The following is a 19,439-nucleotide window of genomic DNA, read 5'->3' on the forward strand; positions in this document are numbered from 1 at the left end:
CATATTTCTGAACCTTTGATCTTCAAACATTCGCGCTCCGGGCGCAGCGCCGTTGGCCAATATCCGCAAGCGGTTTCCGCCGAGGTGCCGGAGAAGTTTCGTCGTCGCAAGCGCGCCGCGTTGCCGGAAGTGTCCGAGCTGCAAGCCGTGCGTCACTTCACTCGCCTGTCGCAGTTGAACTTCTCCATCGACACGCATTTCTACCCGCTCGGGTCGTGCACGATGAAGTACAACCCGCGCGCGTGTAACGCGTTCGCGATGCTGCCGGAGTTTTTGGGTCGTCATCCGCTGGCGCCGAACTCGGTCAGCCAGGGCTTCCTGGCGTGCCTGTTCGAGCTGCAGGAAATGCTCAAGGAAGTCACCGGCATGAAGGGTGTGTCGCTGACGCCGATGGCAGGCGCGCAAGGAGAGTTTGCCGGCGTGGCGATGATTCGCGCCTATCACAAAGCTCGCAACGATCTGGAGCGCACGGAGATCATCGTCCCCGATGCCGCGCACGGTACCAATCCGGCGACTGCGACCATGTGTGGTTGCACGGTGGTCGAGATTCCGTCGCTGCCGAATGGCGATATCGATATCGATGCGCTCAAGGGCGCGCTGGGCCCGAAGACGGCCGGCATCATGCTGACCAATCCGTCGACCCTGGGCGTGTTCGAGCGTCGTATTCAAGAAGTCGCCAAGCTCGTGCATGAGGCCGGCGGTCTGCTTTATTACGATGGCGCCAACCTCAACGCCATTCTCGGCAAGGTGCGCCCGGGCGACATGGGCTTCGACGTGATCCACATGAACCTGCACAAGACCTTCTCGACGCCGCACGGCGGCGGCGGCCCGGGTTCCGGTGCGGTCGGCGTAGGTCAGCGTTTGTTACCGTTCCTCCCGATTCCTACCGTGGGTAAGGACGGCGACAACTATCGCTGGCTGGATGAGAAGGATGTGCCGCAGACCATCGGCCGTCTGTCCGCGTTCATGGGCAATGCCGGCGTGCTGCTGCGTGCGTATGTTTATATGCGCATGCTCGGTCGCGAAGGCATGCATCGGGTCGCGGAGTTCTCGGCGCTCAACGCCAATTATCTGCTGGCTCGCTTGAAGAAGGCGGGCTTCGATGCGGCGTATCCGGAGCGTCGCGCCAGCCACGAATTCATCATTACGATGAAGCGCCAGGCCAAGGAGCTGGGCGTGAACGCCATGGATTTCGCCAAGCGTCTGCTCGACTACGGCTACCATGCGCCGACCACGTACTTCCCATTGCTGGTGCCCGAGTGCCTGTTGATCGAGCCCACCGAGACCGAGGCCAAGGAGGAGCTGGATGGTTTCGTGGACGCATTGATCGCGATTCAGGCCGAGGCCGAGCAGGATGCGGCCAAGGTCAAGGGCGCACCGTATACTTTGCCGGTCCGGCGCCTGGACGATGTGCGCGCCGCCAAACAACTCGACCTGACGTACGGAATGAGAAGTACTGAATGACAACAACGCAGCGCCCCAAGCTGGCCGGCATGCGCCGGCTACTGCTCGCATTCGTCAATTCATGGAAGGGTTTTCGGGGCGCGTTCCGCTTCGAGGCGGCATTCAGACAGGAAGTGGCCCTGGCGGTGGTTCTGCTGCCGCTGGGGGTCTACCTCGGTAAAACCGGGGTGGAAAAGGCTCTATTGGTCAGCTCGGTGCTGTTCGTGTTGATCGTGGAGCTGCTCAATACCGGTATCGAGACCGTGGTCGATCGCATCGGCCTGGAACGCCACGAACTGTCCGGGCTGGCCAAGGACGTCGGCTCGACCGCCGTGCTGTTATCCTTCGGCGTCCTGATCGTGATCTGGGGGTTCCTGCTGCTGGGCTGAACGGCCCGGGCAACAGCGTGAACCCTTCGGTCGCGGCTCCTTAAACAGCCTCGAACGCGGTTCACTCATGCATAGAACTCTCGCCGTTGCCGGACTGCTGCTGCTCGCTTCTCTGCCTTCGCATTCCCAGGCGCCCGGCTCGGTGCCCGGTGCCGGCTCGCCGGTGCCGCCCGCGGCGGTGCCGGTCCCCGATGTCGAGGATTCACGCTGGACCCGCACGCTGGAACGCGTCGCCAGCGGCGTGGTCACCATCCAGGTCGATCTGGCCCGCGCCTTCGACACCGAATGGAATATGTCGAGTCAGGCGACCGGTTTCGTCGTCGATGCCCAGCGCGGCCTGATTCTCACCAATCGTCACGTCGTGACGCCCGGCCCGGTGACCGCCACGGCGGTGTTTCTGAACCGCGAGGAAGTGACGTTGTATCCGGTGTACCGCGACCCGGTGCACGACTTCGGCTTCTATCGTTACGACCCGTCGAAGCTGCGTTTCATCAAGCCCACCGAATTGAAGCTGTTCCCGCAGGGCGCGCAGGTGGGACGTGAGATCCGGGTCATCGGCAACGATGCCGGCGAACAACTGTCGATCCTGGCCGGCACGCTGGCGCGCCTGGATCGCGAGGCGCCCAACTACGGCCTCGGCAAGTACAACGACTTCAACACGTTTTATTACCAGGCGGCGTCGAGCACCTCGGGCGGCTCGTCCGGCTCGCCGGTGATCGATATCGACGGTCGCGTGCTGGCGCTCAACGCCGGTGGCAGCTCGGCGGCGGCGTCCAGTTTCTATCTGCCGCTGGATCGCGTGACGCGTGCCCTGGAAGCGGTTCAGAAGAACAAGCCGGTGGCTCGCGGCACGCTGCAGACCGTGTTCGTCTACACGCCGTTCGACGAAGTGCGTCGCCTCGGCCTGCGCAATGAATCCGAGATCGAAGTGCGCAAGAAGTTTCCGAACACCGTCGGCATGCTGGTGGTGTCGGAAGTGCAGAAGGGCTCGCGAGCCGAGAACGTGCTCGAGCCTGGCGACGTGTTGGTTCGTATCAATGGCCAGCTCACCGCGGACTTCTCACTGCTCGCGAGCACGCTGGACGATGGCGTCGGCAAGACGGTGAAGCTGTCGATCGAGCGCGGCGGTCAGGCGTTCGAGCGCGAGCTGCCCATCCAGGACATGTATGAAGTGATGCCGGATGAGTTCCTGGAGTTCGGGGACGCCGTCGTTCACAACCTGTCCTGGCAGCAGGCACGTCACATCAATGTGCCGATCAAAGGCGTGTATGTCGCAAATCCCGGCTACTCGCTCGGCGCCGCAGGCGTGCCTCGCGGTGCTGTCATCAGCGAGGCGAGCGGCACGGAGATTGGCGGTCTGGGCGATCTCGAAGAGGTGCTGGCGAAGCTGGGCGACGGCGAGCGTGTGACGCTGCGTTTCTTCACCATCGACGACCCGAAAACCGCGCAGTGGCGGAGCATTCGTATGGATCGCCGCTGGTTCCCGGCGCGCGTCTGCAAGCGTGATGACAAGCAAGGCACTTGGCCGTGCACGCCTTGGGGTCAGGACGGTGTCGCGAAGGCGCCGGACCCGGCGACCACGACGTTTGCCAAGACGGCCGATCCGTTGGTCAACAAGCTCGCGCCGTCGCTGGTGCTGGTGAATTTCGACATGCCGTATTCGGTGTCGGGCATCACTGAGCGCAGCTATTACGGCACGGGCCTGATCGTCGATGCCGAGCGCGGCCTCGTGATCGTGGATCGCAACACGGTGCCGTCGCCGTTGGGCGATGTGCGGATCACGTTCGCGGGCTCGATCGAAGTGCCGGGTCGCGTCGAATACATTCATCCGTTGCACAATATCGCCGCGATTTCGTATGACCCGAAGCTGATCGGGGCGACGCCCGCCAAGGCCGCTACGTTGAAATCGGTCGATGTGCAGCCGGGTCAGGAAGTGTGGGCGGTCGGCATGCGCGCCGATGGCAAGGTGCAGTCGCGCTCGGCAACGGTCGCGTCGGTGGACCCTGTGGGATTCCCCCTGTCGCGTACACTGCAGTTCCGCGAGTCGAATCTGGAAACTATATCCCTGGTTAATGGACCGGCCGACTACGACGGTGTATTGGTCGACAAGAGCGGCGCGGTGATCGCAACGTGGGCCAGCTTCGCTTATGAAGCCGGTCGTGAGATTGCGCAGGAGAACCGCGGCATCTCGGCCGAACTGGTGCAGGAGATGTTGCCGTTACTGCGCGAAGGCCGCGCGCTGCATTCGCTCGAAGCTGAGTTGCAGCCGGTGCCGCTGGCGGTTGCGCGCAAGCAGGATTTGCCGGATGACTGGATCCGCCGTTTGGAACAACACAGCCCCGAGCGCCGTCAGGTACTCAGCGTGGTGCGCACGGTCGGCGGCTCGCCTGCGGACGGGCTGCTGCGTTCGGGCGATCTGATTCTGGATGTCGACGGCACCATCGTGAATCGCTTCCGTGAGGTGGAGCGAAGCGTGCAGAAGCCGTCGGTGCGAGTGACCGTCTGGCGTGACAAAGGCGTGCAGGTCATCGAGGTGCCGACGGTAGAGCTCGGCGGCCGCGATCTCGATCGCATCGTCGTGTGGGCCGGCGCGGTGTTGCAGAAGCCGCACCGTGCGCTGGCGGCCCAGCGTGGTATCGATCCAGACGGCGTGTTTGTCGCGTACTTCTCGTACGGCTCGCCAGCGACGCGTTATCAGCTGTGGGCGGGCCGGCGCATCGTCGAGGTGGACGGCAAACCTGTCGCCGATCTGGATCAGTTCATCCAGGCCGTCAGCGGCCGCGAGGACCGCAGCTCGCTCAGACTGCGGACTGTGACCTGGAACGGGTCGGTTGAAGTCATGACACTGAAGCTCGACAAGCGTTTCTGGCCGACCTACGAGCTGCGCCGAACGGCGCAAGGCTGGACCCGGACGGCACTCGAATAAGACCGTTCGTCGCGCGCGACCAACGGGCCGGAGCCCTCTTGCTATCATTGCGCCCATGGCTATAGGACGAGTTCTACAACAGGAAATCCAGGAGGCCGTCGAAGCGCTGCGCGCCGGCGAGCTCGTGGCATTTCCTACCGAGACGGTGTACGGCCTGGGCGCGAACGCCAACAATCCGGACGCGGTGCGTAAGATTTTCCGCGTCAAAGGTCGGCCCTCGACGCATCCGGTGATCGTGCACATCGATCACCCGCGTTATTTGCAGCGCTGGGTGCGCGACATGACGCCGGAGGCGAAGAAGCTCGCCGATGCATTCTGGCCGGGCCCGCTGACGCTGGTGGCGAAGCGCGCCCCGGCGGTCAACGACGTGATTACTGGCGGGCAGGACACGGTCGCGATTCGCGTGCCGAATCACCCGGTCGCGCAGCAGCTGCTCAACGCGTTCGGCGGCGGCATCGCTGCACCGTCAGCGAACAAATATGGCCATGTCAGTCCGACGCGGGCCGAGCACGTGCGCGAAGAGTTCGGCGACGAGCTGAAGTTCGTGCTCGATGGCGGCGACTGCAAGGTCGGTCTCGAATCCACCATCGTCAGCTGTCTCGCTGACGGTCCGCGGGTGTTGCGCCCGGGAAGTATCAGTCTGTCGCAGCTCCAGGCGGTGGTGCCGACCATCCAGGTCGGTCCGAATCCGAGCACGCCGCGCGTGCCGGGCTCGACGTCACGGCATTACTCGCCGGCAACACCGGTCAACGTCGTGCCGAGCCGTCGGCTCGAGACGGTGATGAACGAGTTCACGGCGAATCACGAGAAAGTCGCGGTGCTGGCGCAGCGGCCGCCGGGCACGGCCAATCCGTTCATGACGTGGATCAACGCCGGTATCCGGCCGGATATTTACGCGCGCAACCTGTACGCGAATCTGCGCACGCTCGATAAGGCGTCAGCGAAGATCATTCTGGTCGAGGAAGTCCCGGAAGGTGAGAAGTGGGACGCCGTGCGCGACCGGCTGCGTCGCTCGGCCAGCGCCGAGAACATCGTCACCTACGACCAGGACATCGCTGCCTGGGTCGCCGACTTCGGCGAAGAGGGCGGGCCGCCGGGCTGAATAAGAAGCCCTCAATCGCCGTACGGCTCGGACAGATGCGAGTGCAGTTCTGAGCCGTACGGCGATTGAGGGCCCTCTTCAGTCAGCCGGAACCGTTCGCTCCGCCGCCCACTCCCGCAGCTCCGAAATCTTCTCCGCCATCGTCACCGAGAGGGGACGGGTCGCGCGGATCTCCTGAAGGATGTGCTGAGCGGTCGCAGGCGCGCCGCTCGAGTGAGCGGCGTACACCGCCGACACCACTGCCTGTTCGATTTCCGCGCCCGAGAAACCTTCGCACGCCGTGGCCAGTTGCCGCACGTGGTTGTCGACCAGCGCCAGATTTCGCTTCTTCGAATGGATGCGCAGGATGTCCTCGCGGACCGCGGGGCTCGGCAGGTCGACGAAGAAAATTTCATCCAGGCGTCCCTTGCGTACCAGCTCCGGCGGGAGCGCGGAAATATCGTTCGCCGTCGCCACCACGAACACGCGCGTCTTCTTCTCCGCCAGCCAGGTGAGAAACGTGCCGAGCAGACGCCGGGAGGTGCCGTTGTCGCCGTCGCCGAGGGAGACGCCTTTCTCGATCTCGTCGATCCACAGCACGCACGGAGACATCGTCTCCGCGGTTGTCAGCGACTCGCGCAGGTTGCGCTCCGACTCGCCGATGTATTTGTTCACGATGGCGCCGAAATCCAGCCGGAGCAGGGGCACGCCGAAAATGCCGGCCGCCGCTTTCGCCGCGACACTCTTACCGCAGCCCTGCACGCCGAGCAGCAGCACACCTTTCGGGGCCTCGAGCTGAGGCGCGCTGCCGTCGAACGCCGGTTTCCGCAATCGCAGCCACTCCTTCAGCCGCGACATGCCGCCGAGATCGGCGAACTGCGCGGTGTCGTACTCGAACGCGAGTACGCCGCCACGGTTTAACAATTCATATTTCGCCTGCATCACCGCCGGCAGATCCGTCGGCAGCAGCGCGCCGTCGTCGAAGATCACTTTGCGCGCCAGTCGCTCGGTGTCGCCGGTGGAAAGTCCGCCGAGATTTTCCACGAGCAGTTCCAGAGACTTGCGATCTGTCTTTACACGTTGACCGTAAGTTCTCGACCACTCCGAAGCGACCCGCTCGACGATGCCGAGACGCTCGTTTCGATCGGGAAATGCCAGCGTCAGCCGAGCGCACAAGTGATCCAGCTCGCGCGGCAGCTGAATCTCATGACTGATCAGCACGACGGTGCGAGCGACGCGGTCGTAGTCCTGACAGATGTCCTTCAGCAGTCGCACGTTCACCGGATCGGCCAGGAACGGATGAAAGTCGAGCAGGATGTACACGCCCGCGGTCGGCGTGGAGCGCATGGATTTCAGCACCGCGTCCGGCTCGGCATTGTGTTGCTGCGCGCCGCCCAAACTAATGTCGAGCCGGCGCAAACCTTCCGTGACAGTCCACTGGAATACCGGCGTGTGTCCGGTGGTAGCGAGGTTCGGCGTCAGCGAGGAGAGCAGAGCGAGCGCGCGTGGCTCGTCGCGCGTTTCGATGACGATCAGCGGCACGCGGCTCTTCAGCAGCGCGTCCAACTCTCTGCGCGTGTCTGTCGTGGCGGTCATGTGGTGAATCTAACTCGGACTTTCGTACGTAAGAGAGCGCGAGAGTGTGGTTGATTGCGTGCTGTAGTTCGCGCGTCCGGAGTTTTTTTCGCCCGCGGGGATAAAAACTGTGACGCGCTTCTTGCATCGCCGGACATTTTTGATAAATTTCGCGTCGCCCTGTGTAAGAGAGCACCACGCGTAAGCTGCAGTGCCGCTCGACCAGAACTTGTGAGAGCTTCAGACGTTCAAGATTTCTGTCGCTCTTGTTGGTTGGTTAAGTGTTCGCAGCTTTTTGAGAGGTGCCCAACAGGTGTTGCCCCGCGCAGCCAAGCAATCGCTCGCCGTTTCTCCGGCTCACTCCTTCGATTCCACCACGCTGACGGAAACCGAAATCCGTGCGCTGGTCGCCCGCTTCGGTTCGCCCCTGCTGGTGGTGGACTGCGAGCAGGTGCGCCGCCAGTACCGCGCCCTCAAGGCCGCGCTGCCTGGTGTTGACCTTCACTACGCGCTCAAGCCGCTGCCGCACGCCGCGGTCGTGTCGTGCTTGCGCGACGAAGGTGCTTATTTCGACCTCGCCACCACCGGCGAAGTCGAGCTGGTGAAGCAGCAGGGCATTGCCCCGAGCCGCTGCATTCACACTCACCCGATCAAGCGTGACAGCGACATCCGTGACGCGCTCCGTTACGGCGTCACCACGTTCGTCGCGGACAACCCGGAAGAGGTGAAGAAGTTCGTGCGCTATCGCAAGCGTGCCGAGCTGCTGATCCGCGTGTCGTTCCGTAGCCCGAACGCTGTCGTCGACCTGTCGAAGAAATTCGGCTGCGCCCCTGGCGACGTGCTCGGCATGATTGAGCAGGCGCGCCGCCTCGGCGTGCGCGTGAAAGGCTTGTCCTTCCACGTCGGCTCCCAGGCGACCGATCCGGCGAAGTATGTCGAAGCGGTTCAGGCATGCACCAGCATCATGGCGGAAGCCGTGCTGGCCGGCCTGCCGTCGCTCGACGTGCTCGACATCGGTGGCGGTTTCCCCGTTTCGTACAACGACGCGGTCACGCCGATCGACGAGTTCTGCCGTCCGATCCGCGCCGCGCTCGCCAAGTTGCCGCCGCACGTCCGCGTGATCGCCGAGCCGGGCCGGTTCATCGCCGCGCCTGCCGCTATCGCCGTCTCCTCGGTGATGGGCAAGGCCAAGCGTGACGGTCGCTGGTGGTACTACCTGGACGACGGTCTGTACGGTTCGTACAGCGGTCAGATGTTCGACCACGCCAAGTATCCGGTGTCGGTGCTGCGCGAAGGTGGCGAGCTGTTCGAGAGCGTGCTGTCGGGCCCGACTTGCGACTCCATCGACGTGATCGACGAATGCATCATGTTGCCGGAGCTGGAGATGGGCGATCTGGTGGTGGGCCGCATGATGGGCGCCTACACCTGGGCCAGCGCCACCGACTTCAACTTCTTCAAGCGCGCCAAGGTCGTCGTGATGAACGAGACCGCCGACGCGCGACGTGTGGTTCGCCTGCAGCGCAAGGCTGCTGGCGGTCGAGGCCGCGCTGCCTGAGCGCGGCGGCCTGAACGAGGTCGCCGCTTGCAGGTCACGGTTGTAGATCACGTCGTCGGTGCGCAGTCGGCGCAGGGCGTGGCCGTCGTCATCGATGTCTTCCGAGCGTTTTCGGTCGCCGCGTACGCGTTCTCGCGTGGCGCGGCGACCGTCATTCCCGTCGCTGAAGTCGATTACGCGCGCGAGCTCAAGCGTCAGCATCCGGACTGGCTGCTGATCGGTGAGCGTCACGCGCGACCGTTGCCCGGCTTCGACTGCGGCAATTCACCTGCCGACCTGGAAAAGCTCGATGTCGCCGGCCGCACCATCATTCACACCACGCACGCTGGAACGCAGGGATTCACCAGCGTGCCCGCTTCCGTAGAGACGCTTACCGGCGCGCTGGTCAATGCCGGCGCCATTGTTCGATATATCCAGGCGCTCCGGCCCGAGGCAGTCACGCTGGTTCGCATGGGCCACGAGGCGCGCGAGAACTGCGACGAAGACGATCTGTGCGCCGAGCTGCTGCGCTCTCGCTTGTTGGGTGAGCCCATGCCTGTCGGTGGAATCCGCGAGCAGCTGCGCAAGGCGTCCAGCGCCGTGAAGTTCTTCGACCCGGCGTGCGACTGGGCGCCGGAACGCGATTTCGATCTGTGCACGCGCGTCGACGAGTTCGATTTCGTATTACAGCGGGATAGCAGCGCGTCGCCGCCCCGTCTGCGCAAGATCGACGTGCCCCAACCCCGTATCGAAACCCCATGAGCCCGGTATTCCGGACCATCCTGTTACTGACGATGTCGAACGTCTTCATGACGTTTGCCTGGTACGCGCATCTCAAGGAGCTCAGTCAGAAGCCCTGGATCATCGCGGCGCTGATCAGCTGGGGCATCGCGCTGTTTGAATATTTGTTACAGGTGCCGGCGAACCGAATCGGTTACACCGTGCTGACCTTGCCGCAACTGAAGATCCTGCAGGAAGTGATCACGCTGACGGTGTTCGTGCCGTTCGTGATGTTGTACATGCGTCAGCCGCTCAAGCTCGATTACCTGTGGGCGGCGCTCTGTATGATGGGCGCGGTTTATTTCGTGTTCCGCAAATGACCACTGCCATTCATCGTCTGGTCGAGACTTGCCGCGCTGGTAACGATCCCACCGTGGTCGCGCGTCTGCGCTCGGGCTGGGCGGTGATGGGCCAGCGACAAGTGCTCACCGGCTATTGTCTGCTGTTACCCGATCCGGTCGTGCCGCATTTGCACGCGCTGGAGCGCTCCCAACGCGATTTGTTCCTCTCCGAGCTCGGCTTGCTGGGCGATGCGGTGTTCGCCGCGACCGGCGCGCTGCGAATCAATTACGCGATCTTCGGTAACGTGGAGCCCGCTCTACATGCTCACGTGCATCCGCGCTTCGTCGACGAGCCGGAGGCCATGCGCAGCGCCAATCCCTGGGGCTATGACTGGCAGCAGGCACCTGCATTTGACGTCCGGGTGCACGCGCCGCTGCGTGACTTAATTCGCCAGCACCTGGAACGTCTCGGCGCGACCGTATAACTTTTTCTGCCGCCCGGGCGTTTTTGGCGGATTTTCCCAGCACCTTGTTGTCGACTGGCGCACAGTGTCGCCAGTTAGTGACGATCGCGGGTTTACAGTAAGGGCTCGCGATGTAAACTCTGCGCTGCTTGGAAGCAATCAGGAAGAGTGAGTAGCTCGATATGCGGGTCAAGTCGAGCCTGGCCAGTTACGTCGCAGAACAACTAGCGCCGCTCGGGCGAATATCCAGTCGTGCGATTTTCGGCGGCGTCGGTGTGTTCATCGACGATCGTTTGCTCGCCATCGTGATGGGCGAGAAGTTGTACCTGCACACCGATAAGAGCAACCTCGACGATTATGTCGCGCGGGGCATGCCGCAGTTCAAGCCGTACCCGAACGCGTTCGACCTCACCACCGATCATCACGAAGTGCCGCAGGACGTGATCGACGACGTCGTGCAGCTGAAGCTCTGGGGCGAGCGTGCGCTCAACGCAGCTATCGAATCGGCGCGTGCCAAACAAATGGCCGGCATCGAGCGCTCCCGCCACATGAAGCAGGCGAAGAAGCGCGCCAAAGAAAAGAAATAAACCAGGGCCTGTTCACAGGCCCTAGGTTAACCCCGGGTCAGCGCCACCAGCGAAGACAGCGAGCGCACGGGCGCTGAGCAAGTCATCCCGCGACACACATACGCAGCGGTTTCAGGCAGAGCTTTCTTATCCGCAATTGCAGACGGAAGTCCCGAGGCATCCGCTGCGATCGCGAACACCAATCGTCGCGGCGTGTAGACCCTCGCCAGCTCGTCACGCCAACTTTCCGCTTCGGTGCGCTCGCCGCGCACGATGACGATCTCGGGCGGTTCCAGATGTTCTTCGAGAGCAACGAGCAGAGCCGTATGCGCGTGAGGATAGTGCTGCAAGGCAGGCCAGGCGGCGCGCAGCGTCTTGGCTGCTGCATCCAGGTATCGCGTTTCTCCAAGCAGTAGCCCCAGCCGGGTAAGTGCCTGGGCTGCGATCGCGTTGCCTGCCGGCAATGCTTCGTCGCTGAACGAACGGGAGCGATGCATGAGCTGTTCGTGATCGTCGGCGGTGAAAAAGAAACCGCCGGACTCGCGATCCTCGAAATGCGCCAGCAGAGCTTCGGCCAGCCCGGTCGCGAATGTCAGATCCTCGCTGCGCCAGCGGGTTTGCAACAGTTCCAGCACGCCGTCGAGCAGAAACGCGTAGTCGTCGAGATAAGCGGCGAAACGCGCGCGGCCGTCCTTGTAGGTCGCGAGCAGCCGGTCATCGCGCCAGCATTGCTGACGAATGAAATCGACCGCGCGAGCTGCGGCGTCGGCCAGATCGGCTCGGCGTAACGCACGGGCTGCGACAGCGAGCCCGCTGATCGCGAGACCGTTCCACGACGTGAGCACTTTGTCGTCACGCCCCGGCCAGACTCTGCGATTGCGCACTTCCAGCAGCACGCGACGCGCATGCTCGAGACGTTTGGTGACTTCCGCCGGCTCGATGCCCAGCTCGGTACCGATATCGTCTTCCGAACGAAACACATGCAGATGCCAGTCCTGACCTTCGAAATTCGCCGGGCGATCGAGGCCGAAGTGTCGAGCGAACACCGCGTAGTCGTCCGCATCGAGCAGTCGTGACACTTCCTCGGGCTGCCACACGTAGAACTTACCTTCGTGACCCTCCGAATCGGCATCGAGCGCCGCCCGGAAACCGCCTTCGGGAGCTTGCATGTCCCGAATCATCCAATCGGCTGTTTCACCGGCGATGCGACTGAACAGCGGCTCGCCGGTGGCCAGCGCGGCGTGTGCATAAACGCGCAGCAGTTGCCCGTTGTCGTAAAGCATCTTTTCGAAGTGCGGGATCATCCAGTAAGCATCGACGCTGTATCGCGCGAAGCCGCCGCCGAGATGATCGTAGATACCGCCGTCGGCCATGCGCTTGAGCGTCAGTGTGCCCATGTAGAGCGAGTGCAGATCCGGCTCTTCGGCGCCGGCCGTCGCGCGCCACTGACGTAACAGGAATTCGATGTTTGTTGGATGCGGAAATTTCGGCGCGCCACCGAAGCCGCCGAATTCAGGATCGAAGGCACCGGCGAGTTGCTGGCGAGCGGCGTGGACCGGCGCCAATGTCAAAGCGGTGTCGCCCGAGGCGGGCGGCGAGTGCAGCTGATCGAACGCTTGCTGTAACGCTTCGCTCTGCTGGGCGATGTCAGCGCCGCGCTCGCGATAGAACTGGGCCACGCGTTGTAACAAGTCGGTGAACGCGGGCAGGCCGTGGCGCGCTTCCTTGGGAAAATAAGTGCCGCCGAAGAAGGGACGCTGATCCTGGGGGGAGAGAAACATCGTCAGCGGCCAGCCGCCGCCGCGCTGAGTCAGCATCTGCTGCGCAATCTGGTAAATGCGGTCCAGGTCGGGGCGCTCCTCGCGATCGACCTTGATGTTCACGAACAGCTCGTTCATCACCGCGGCGCTGGCCGGATCCTCGAAGGACTCGTGCGCCATGACGTGGCACCAATGGCAGGCGGAATAGCCGATCGACAGTAAAATCGGCTTGTTCTCGCGCCTGGCCAGGCCTAAGGCTTCCTCGCCCCAGGGGTGCCAATCGACCGGATTCGCGGCATGTTGCAGCAGGTACGGGCTCGTCTCTCGAGCGAGACGGTTGCGATGTGTTGAATCGTGCATAGAATGCGCCCACTTTAAATGAACACCTCCCCCGATACACCGACCCCCACGCCCTCTACGCCCGCCGAGCTGCCCGAGTTGCGCTTGAAGCGGGGCGAGGATCGTCGTCTAGCCGCTGGCCACCTGTGGGTGTTTTCCAACGAAGTGGACACAGCCCGCACGCCGCTGACGGCGTTCAAGCCGGGTGCGCTCTGTCGCATCGTCTCCGATCGCGACAAATTCCTGGGCTATGCCTATGTGAATCCGCATTCGCTGATCAGCGCGCGAATCGTGGGCCGCAGCCCGCAGTACCCGCCGGACAAGTCGCTGATCGTGCATCGTCTGCAAGTGGCGCAATCGCTGCGTCATTCGCTCTATGACAAGCCGTTCTATCGGCTGGTGTACGGCGAATCCGATGCGCTGCCGGGCCTGGTGCTGGATCGATTCGGCGACGTGATCGTCGGGCAGATCGCCACGGCGGGTATGGAAGCCTTGCGGCCGCAGATCGAAGCCGCAGTGAAAAAGGTCATCAATCCCACGGCGCTGGTGTGGAAGAACGACGCGGGCGTGCGCGATCTGGAAGGGCTGCCGCACTACGTCGAGACGGTGTTCGGCGATGCGCCCGAGTCGGTGGTCGTGGACGAGGGCGGCGTGGGATTCCAGGTGCCGCTGGGCAGCGGCCAGAAAACCGGCTGGTTCTTCGATCAGGCCGCCAATCGGCTGGCTTTGCGCAAATACGTCGGCGGCGCGCGTGTGCTCGACGTTTTCAGCTATCTCGGTGCCTGGGGCTTGGGCGCGCTGAAGGCGGGTGCGACCGAAGTCACTTGTGTGGATTCGTCGGCATCGGCGTTGGAGCAGTTGCAGGCGAGTGCCGCCGCCAACGGCCTGAAGCCCGCGGTAGTCAAAGGCGACGCGTTCGACGTGATGGAGAAGCTCCACAGCGAAGGCCGCCGTTTCGACGTGGTGGTGATCGATCCGCCGGCGTTCATCAAGCGCAAGAAAGACGTGCCCAAGGGCGAGGCGGCGTACAAGCGGCTCAATCAGCTCGCCATGCAGTTGCTGGATAAAGACGGCATCCTGGTGTCGTGCTCCTGCTCGTATCACCTGGAACCGGATCACCTGCTGACTGCGATTCAGCGGGGTGCGCGTCATCTCGGTCGGTTCGCGCAGGTGGTGGAAGTCGGGGGCCAGGCGCCGGATCATCCGATCCACCCTGCAATCCCGGAGACGCGCTACCTGAAGGCGTACTTCTGCCGGGTCGTGACCGATTAGAACCACCGGGCGGGCGAAGTCAGGCCATCGCTCGAGGCATTGGTATACTCGCCGATCATGATTCCCTACCCCGCGATCGACCCGATCATCTTCTCGGTGGGCCCGCTGGCCGTGCGCTGGTATGGGCTCATGTATGTCATTGGCTTCGCGGCGGGCTGGTGGCTGGCGCGTCGGCGGGCGGCTCGCTCCGACTCGACTTGGCAGCCCACCGAAGTGGACGACCTGATCTTCTTCGCCGCCATCGGCGTGATCCTCGGCGGTCGTCTGGGCTGGATCCTGTTCTACGGCGGCGAACAGGTGATGGCGGACCCGCTCACCGTCATCCGCATCTGGGAAGGCGGCATGTCCTTCCACGGCGGTTTGATCGGCGTGATCCTCGCGACGCTGTTGTTCGCCCGTCAGCGGCAGCGCCGCTTTGCCGACGTGCTCGACTTTCTCGCGCCGTTGCCTGGCGTGGGCATCTTCGCCGGTCGCATCGGTAACTTCATCAACGGTGAGTTGTGGGGCAAGCCCACCGACGCGCCTTGGGGATTTATCGTCGACCCGGCGCCGCTCTATCCCGTGCAGGCCGCCGAGGCCAATCGTTTGTGTCAGCGCTTTGGCATCGATCCCTGCGTACTGCACGTCCATGCATCGCAGCTTTATGAAGGGGTGCTCGAAGGGCTGCTGCTGTTCGTCATCCTGTGGCTGTTCACGCGCACGCCGCGGCCGAGACTGGCGCCGACGGGTTTGTTCCTGATCGTGTATGGCGTGTGCCGTTTCGCCGTGGAGTTCGTGCGCGTGCCCGATGAGAATCGCGGTTACCTGTTGTTCAACTGGGTGACCATGGGCCAGATCCTGTCGTTGCCGATGATCATTCTCGGCGCCATCGTGATGGCCTGGGCGTATCGCAGCCAGCAGGCGAGCGGCAACTACGGCGCCAAGCAGCTCGCGACCGCGTCATGATCCAGTACCTGCAGCTGCTTCGGCAGATCCGGGAGCACGGTCTGCGCAAGACCGATCGCACCGGCACTGGCACGCTGTCCGTGTTCGGGCATCAGGCGCGCTTCGATCTGGCGCAGGGCTTCCCCCTGGTCACGACCAAGAAGCTGCACCTCAAGTCCATCGTTTATGAGTTGCTGTGGTTCCTGAAGGGCGACACCAACGTCAAATATCTGCACGACCACGGTGTGTCGATCTGGGACGAGTGGGCCGACGAGAACGGCGAGCTCGGCCCGATCTACGGCAAGCAGTGGCGCTCGTGGCCGGGCCCGGATGGGAAGACCATCGACCAGATCAGCCGCACGCTGGATCTGATCCGTCGCAATCCCGATTCCCGCCGCATCATCGTCAACGCCTGGAACGTGGGCGAGCTGGAGCAGATGTCGCTGACTCCTTGCCACGCGTTGTTTCAGTTCTGGGTGGGCGACGGCAAGCTGTCGTGCCAGCTGTACCAGCGCAGCGCCGATGTGTTCCTCGGTGTGCCGTTCAATATCGCCTCGTATGCGTTGCTGACGCACATGTTCGCGCAGCAGTGCGATCTCGAGCCGGGCGAGTTCATCTGGACCGGCGGCGATTGTCACCTGTATCTGAATCATCTCGAGCAGGCCGACGAACAGCTGCGCCGCGAGCCGTTCCCGCTGCCCAAGCTCGTGATCAAGCGCAAGCCGCCCTCGATCTTCGAGTACGAATACGAAGATTTTCAGATCGTCGATTACCAGGCTCATCCTTCCATCAAAGCGCCCATCGCTGTCTAAATGGCTACGAAGAACCGTCGCACTCAGTCGCGCACTAAAACTCGCTCGTCCAGCAAGTCCACTCGAGGTTCGCAGAAGAAGTCGGTACGCAAAGCGCGCCGGCCTGCGGCCAAGAAGAAGGCGGCGGTGCTGAACTCGCCGCTGGTCGAAGCTCGCAACTCGCCGATTCACGGTCGCGGCGTCTACGCGATCGTGCCGATCAAGAAGGGCGCACGCGTCATCGAGTATCTCGGCGAGCGCATTTCTCATGGCGAGGCGGATGCCCGTTACGAGAAGAAGGGCGATGACGACGGTCACACCTTCCTGTTCATCGCCAGCAATCGCACCGTGATCGATGCCGGCGTGGACGGCAACGACGCGCGCTTCATCAATCACAGCTGCAATCCCAATTGCGAGACGGTGATCGAGAACAGCCGCGTGTTCATCGACGCGATCCGTGACATCAAGCCCGGTGAAGAGTTGGGTTACGACTATCAGCTCACCTGGGAAAGCACCGACGATCCGGCCGAGCTGGCGTTGTACGCCTGCCGCTGCGGCGCCAAGAAATGTCGCGGCACCATGCTGGACAAGGAGCCGACCGACCTGCGCGACGCGAAGGCGAAGAAAAAGGCCAAGAAGAAGGCCAAAAAGCGCTGATGCTGTCCATCATCGTCGCAGTGGCCGACAACGGCGTCATCGGCAGCGGCAATCAGCTGCCGTGGCGACTGCCGGACGATCTGAAACGTTTCAAGGCGCTCAGCCTGGGCAAGCCCATCGTGATGGGGCGCAAGACGTTCGATTCCATCGGTCGTCCGCTGCCCGGTCGACAGAACATCGTGATCTCGCGTCAACCGGGGCTGGAGATTCCCGGCTGCACCGTGGTGACTTCGATCGACGCGGCGATTGCGGCCGCGCAGCCGGCGCCGGAGATCGTGATCGTCGGCGGCGCCGACATCTACCGACAAGTCCTGCCGCAGGTACAGGTCATCCATCTCACGCGCGTGCATGCCAGCGTCGAGGGCGACGTGGTGTTCCCTGAGTTGAAGGAACAGGAGTGGCGCGAGGTCGCGAAGGAGTATCATCCGGCCGACGAACGTCACGCCCACGCCTTTACCTTCAGCACGCTGCAGCGAGTCGTCCCATGACCAAGATGCGTTACGACTGTGCGACCTGTCCCGGCTATTGTTGCAGTCACTCGCGGATCGCGGTGAGCGAGCACGATATCGCGCGCCTGGCCAAGCATTTCGGTCTGTCGCACGACGAGGCCAAAAAGAAGTTCACCTACAACTACAAGACCAAGGAAGTGGACGAGCAGATCCTGCGGCATCAGAAAGATCACATCTACAAGACCATCTGCCGCTTCTTCGATACCGACGAGCGCCGCTGCACCGTCTATGAAGCGCGGCCGAACGTATGTCGCAAGTATCCGTACGGCAACCGCTGCGGCTATCACGAGTTCTTGATGTTCGAGCGCGAGCACCAGGGCGACGACGAGTTCATCCCGTCCGCTTGACGTGACATGCGGCTGAACAAGTTCATCAGCGAGACGGGGCTGTGCTCGCGGCGCGAGGCTGATGCACGGATCGAAGCGGGGCGGGTCACCATCAACGGCGCGGTCGCGACGCTGGGCACTCAGGTCAAGGAAGGCGACGTCGTCTGCGTCGACGGCAAGCCGGTCAGCGGCGAGCAGAAACACGTCTATCTCGCGCTCAACAAACCGGTCGGCGTCATCTGCACCACCGATCGCGAGATTCCCGGCAACATCACCGATTTCGTTAACTATCGCGAGCGGATCTTTCCCATCGGTCGTCTGGACAAGGAGTCCGAAGGGCTGATCCTGCTGACCAATAACGGCGACATCGTCAACGAAATCCTGCGCGTCGAGAACGCCCACGAAAAGGAATATGTCGTGACGGTGGACCGGCCCGTGACTGAGATCTTTCTCAATGGCATGGCGAGCGGGGTGCGGATTCTCGGCACTGTGACCCGGCCCTGCAAAGTCACGCGGGTTGCGCCGGCGACCTTCCGGATCATTCTGACCCAGGGCTTGAACCGCCAGATCCGGCGCATGTGCTCGTTCTTCGGCTACAAAGTGTTGCGGCTACAACGCGTCCGGATCATCAATTTGACATTGGATGGGCTCAAAACGGGGCAATGGCGCGAGCTGAAGGACGCCGAGGTGCGCGGACTGCTGCCCCATAAGCCCGGATTCAACTTTTAATAAACGAGGGATCGGGCATCCTGCCACGACCCTCGTGCGAACCGGCAAAAGGCGTGACTTTTGCCTCTCGCCGCCGCCTGTGGCGGCGGGGTACCTCCGTGTACCCGGGGTGGCCGTTTGTCGGCTGGGTGGTCGGCGAGCGCTAGACGTTTCCTCACTGCGCACAGTATCTTGCGCGCGTGGACCACGACTACGACGTACAAACCCGGGTTACGGGGCTCGATGAGCTGCGCGTCAGGCGGCCCGGTGAGGCGTGCCTGGTGGTCATCCATGCGCCGGTGCAGGCCGATCTGGGCCGACGTTATGTCCTCGACAAGTCCGAGACCACCGTCGGGCGCGGTCGTGACAATGACATTGTCCTACCGAGCGACTGCGTTTCCCGCCGGCATGCCCGCCTGGAGCAGCGGGGCGGCAACCTGTTCGTCGTCGACCTCGTGTCCACCAACGGCACCTTCATCAACGACGACGTCCATACCGTCCGCGAGCGCCAGCTGCAGCGGGGCGATCGGCTGAAGGTCGGCGACACGATTTTCAAATACCTGTCCGGCTCGGACATCGAGCTGCAATATCACGAGATCATCCATCGCATGGCCGTGACCGACGGCCTCACCGATCTCGCCAATCGCAAGCGGCTCGATTCGTTGCTGGAAGAAGAGATTCCCCGCGCGCGTCGGCATGGTCGCGAGCTGTCGGTATTGATGCTCGACATCGATCACTTCAAGAGCATCAACGATACGCACGGTCACCTGACCGGCGACTCGGTGCTTCGCGGGCTCGCTGGCATCTTGCAGCGACGGTTGCGTCCTAGCGATCGGCTCGGTCGTTATGGCGGCGAGGAGTTCTGTGTCATCCTGCCCGAGACCTCACTTCACAACGCCGCCAAGATCGGCGAAGAACTGCGCTCGCTGGTCGAGGCGCACGCGTTCGTCGCCGAGGATAAGAATATCCGCGTCACCATTTCCGTCGGCGCCGGCTCGCTGCAAGAGAACATGTCGCTTGCGGATTTGTATAAGACCGCGGACGAGATGCTCTACAAAGCGAAGCGGACCGGAAGAAATAAGGTCTGCCACTGAGGCTGTTTTGAAGTTGCAGA

Annotated in this window: 19 protein-coding genes; 17 read left to right on the forward strand and 2 right to left on the reverse strand. The window is 62.9% G+C overall.

From position 1 onward, the window contains the following. Positions 1-3 precede the first annotated feature (3 nt). The 4 genes from gcvPB to ACFPN2_RS04625 all read left to right on the forward strand — a co-directional run bounded on the left by gcvPB (position 4) and on the right by ACFPN2_RS04625 (position 5,860). Entirely contained in the window at positions 4-1,464 is a 1,461-nt protein-coding gene (gcvPB, locus tag ACFPN2_RS04610; protein WP_380595611.1) for an aminomethyl-transferring glycine dehydrogenase subunit GcvPB, read from the forward strand. Beyond that, complete coding sequence (locus tag ACFPN2_RS04615; RefSeq protein WP_380595451.1) at positions 1,461-1,832, forward strand: diacylglycerol kinase; 372 nt, start codon at positions 1,461-1,463, stop codon at positions 1,830-1,832. Before gcvPB ends, ACFPN2_RS04615 begins: the two co-directional genes overlap by 4 nt. A gap of 67 nt (positions 1,833-1,899) precedes the next feature. Then, entirely contained in the window at positions 1,900-4,758 is a 2,859-nt protein-coding gene (locus tag ACFPN2_RS04620; protein ID WP_380595452.1) for a trypsin-like peptidase domain-containing protein, read from the forward strand. 55 nt (positions 4,759-4,813) lie between these two features. Next, a complete protein-coding gene (locus ACFPN2_RS04625) occupies positions 4,814-5,860 on the forward strand; it encodes an L-threonylcarbamoyladenylate synthase (protein WP_380595453.1) in 1,047 nt (348 codons plus the stop codon). 78 nt (positions 5,861-5,938) lie between these two features. Here ACFPN2_RS04625 and ACFPN2_RS04630 read toward each other — a convergent pair whose 3' ends face one another. Next, positions 5,939-7,435 carry an AAA family ATPase gene (locus tag ACFPN2_RS04630; RefSeq protein WP_380595454.1) on the reverse strand — a complete coding sequence of 499 codons (1,497 nt, stop codon included), beginning with the start codon at positions 7,433-7,435 and terminating at the stop codon, positions 5,939-5,941. Positions 7,436-7,730: 295 nt separating this feature from the next. Here ACFPN2_RS04630 and ACFPN2_RS04635 point away from each other — a divergent pair, with 295 nt between their 5' ends. From ACFPN2_RS04635 to ACFPN2_RS04655, 5 genes are all read left to right on the forward strand, one after another. Further along, entirely contained in the window at positions 7,731-8,969 is a 1,239-nt protein-coding gene (locus tag ACFPN2_RS04635) for a type III PLP-dependent enzyme (RefSeq protein ID WP_380595612.1), read from the forward strand. Between the two features lie 27 nt (positions 8,970-8,996). Beyond that, positions 8,997-9,710 (forward strand): 2-phosphosulfolactate phosphatase, encoded by a 714-nt coding sequence (locus ACFPN2_RS04640; RefSeq protein WP_380595455.1) that lies wholly within the window; start codon positions 8,997-8,999, stop codon positions 9,708-9,710. Further along, positions 9,707-10,048, forward strand: a complete 342-nt coding sequence (locus ACFPN2_RS04645; RefSeq protein ID WP_380595456.1) for a DMT family protein — start codon at positions 9,707-9,709, stop codon at positions 10,046-10,048. Before ACFPN2_RS04640 ends, ACFPN2_RS04645 begins: the two co-directional genes overlap by 4 nt. Continuing rightward, complete coding sequence (locus tag ACFPN2_RS04650) at positions 10,045-10,494, forward strand: HIT family protein (protein WP_380595457.1); 450 nt, start codon at positions 10,045-10,047, stop codon at positions 10,492-10,494. Before ACFPN2_RS04645 ends, ACFPN2_RS04650 begins: the two co-directional genes overlap by 4 nt. A 161-nt stretch (positions 10,495-10,655) precedes the next feature. Next, complete coding sequence (locus ACFPN2_RS04655) at positions 10,656-11,060, forward strand: TfoX/Sxy family protein (protein WP_380595458.1); 405 nt, start codon at positions 10,656-10,658, stop codon at positions 11,058-11,060. 26 nt (positions 11,061-11,086) lie between these two features. Here ACFPN2_RS04655 and ACFPN2_RS04660 read toward each other — a convergent pair whose 3' ends face one another. Beyond that, the gene (locus tag ACFPN2_RS04660; protein ID WP_380595459.1) at positions 11,087-13,159 is read right to left on the reverse strand and encodes a thioredoxin domain-containing protein; all 2,073 of its coding nucleotides are present in this window, start codon (positions 13,157-13,159) and stop codon (positions 11,087-11,089) included. Between the two features lie 18 nt (positions 13,160-13,177). Here ACFPN2_RS04660 and ACFPN2_RS04665 point away from each other — a divergent pair, with 18 nt between their 5' ends. The 8 genes from ACFPN2_RS04665 to ACFPN2_RS04700 all read left to right on the forward strand — a co-directional run bounded on the left by ACFPN2_RS04665 (position 13,178) and on the right by ACFPN2_RS04700 (position 19,419). After that, positions 13,178-14,410, forward strand: a complete 1,233-nt coding sequence (locus ACFPN2_RS04665) for a class I SAM-dependent rRNA methyltransferase (protein ID WP_380595460.1) — start codon at positions 13,178-13,180, stop codon at positions 14,408-14,410. Positions 14,411-14,467: 57 nt separating this feature from the next. Then, on the forward strand, positions 14,468-15,355 hold the full coding sequence (gene lgt / locus ACFPN2_RS04670) for a prolipoprotein diacylglyceryl transferase (protein ID WP_380595461.1): 888 nt from the start codon (positions 14,468-14,470) through the stop codon (positions 15,353-15,355). Beyond that, positions 15,352-16,146, forward strand: a complete 795-nt coding sequence (gene thyA / locus ACFPN2_RS04675) for a thymidylate synthase (protein WP_380595462.1) — start codon at positions 15,352-15,354, stop codon at positions 16,144-16,146. Before lgt ends, thyA begins: the two co-directional genes overlap by 4 nt. Then, positions 16,147-16,782 (forward strand): SET domain-containing protein, encoded by a 636-nt coding sequence (locus tag ACFPN2_RS04680; RefSeq protein ID WP_380595463.1) that lies wholly within the window; start codon positions 16,147-16,149, stop codon positions 16,780-16,782. It begins immediately after the preceding gene. Beyond that, complete coding sequence (gene folA / locus ACFPN2_RS04685) at positions 16,782-17,270, forward strand: type 3 dihydrofolate reductase (RefSeq protein WP_380595464.1); 489 nt, start codon at positions 16,782-16,784, stop codon at positions 17,268-17,270. Before ACFPN2_RS04680 ends, folA begins: the two co-directional genes overlap by 1 nt. Next, on the forward strand, positions 17,267-17,638 hold the full coding sequence (locus ACFPN2_RS04690) for a YkgJ family cysteine cluster protein (RefSeq protein WP_380595465.1): 372 nt from the start codon (positions 17,267-17,269) through the stop codon (positions 17,636-17,638). The genes folA and ACFPN2_RS04690 overlap by 4 nt, the downstream gene beginning before the upstream one ends. Before the next feature lie 6 nt (positions 17,639-17,644). Then, a complete protein-coding gene (gene rluF / locus ACFPN2_RS04695; protein ID WP_380595466.1) occupies positions 17,645-18,346 on the forward strand; it encodes a 23S rRNA pseudouridine(2604) synthase RluF in 702 nt (233 codons plus the stop codon). 179 nt (positions 18,347-18,525) lie between these two features. Further along, positions 18,526-19,419 (forward strand): diguanylate cyclase, encoded by an 894-nt coding sequence (locus ACFPN2_RS04700; protein WP_380595467.1) that lies wholly within the window; start codon positions 18,526-18,528, stop codon positions 19,417-19,419. Positions 19,420-19,439 lie beyond the last annotated feature (20 nt).

Source organism: Steroidobacter flavus (genome assembly GCF_042651805.1).
Taxonomy (GTDB): Bacteria; Pseudomonadota; Gammaproteobacteria; order Steroidobacterales; family Steroidobacteraceae; genus Steroidobacter; species Steroidobacter flavus.